This window comes from Shewanella sp. T24-MNA-CIBAN-0130, from assembly GCF_040310185.1.
Classification (GTDB): Bacteria; Pseudomonadota; Gammaproteobacteria; order Enterobacterales; family Shewanellaceae; genus Shewanella; species Shewanella psychromarinicola.
The window spans coordinates 1-241 of record NZ_JBEOPP010000527.1 but is presented as its reverse complement, the minus strand read 5'-3'; the positions used below and the strand labels follow the sequence as shown (position 1 = coordinate 241).

Sequence of the window (241 nt, the reverse complement as noted above, 5' to 3'; positions counted from 1 at the left end):
CATCAAGTCACAAGAAGTGTTCAGGTGACATCTAGATTCCCATCGGTACATGGCGGTCCTATCCATATAGGTGATCCAGCTGTGATTGGCATTGAACATGTAGATCAACCAGACTTTGGAGAACCATCTGTGATCAAAGAAGGGGAAGTTCCGGTGTTTTGGGCATGTGGTGTGACGCCGCAAGCCATTGTCATGCACACTAAGCCAGACATTGCGATTACCCATGCACCCGGTCATATGT

1 protein-coding gene is annotated in these 241 nt (G+C 48.1%); it reads left to right on the top strand.

Annotated elements, in window-relative coordinates:
- Positions 1-24 precede the first annotated feature (24 nt).
- The coding region (locus tag AAEZ02_RS23380; RefSeq protein WP_351125614.1) for a D-glutamate cyclase family protein at positions 25-241 on the top strand (217 nt) is incomplete at its 3' end.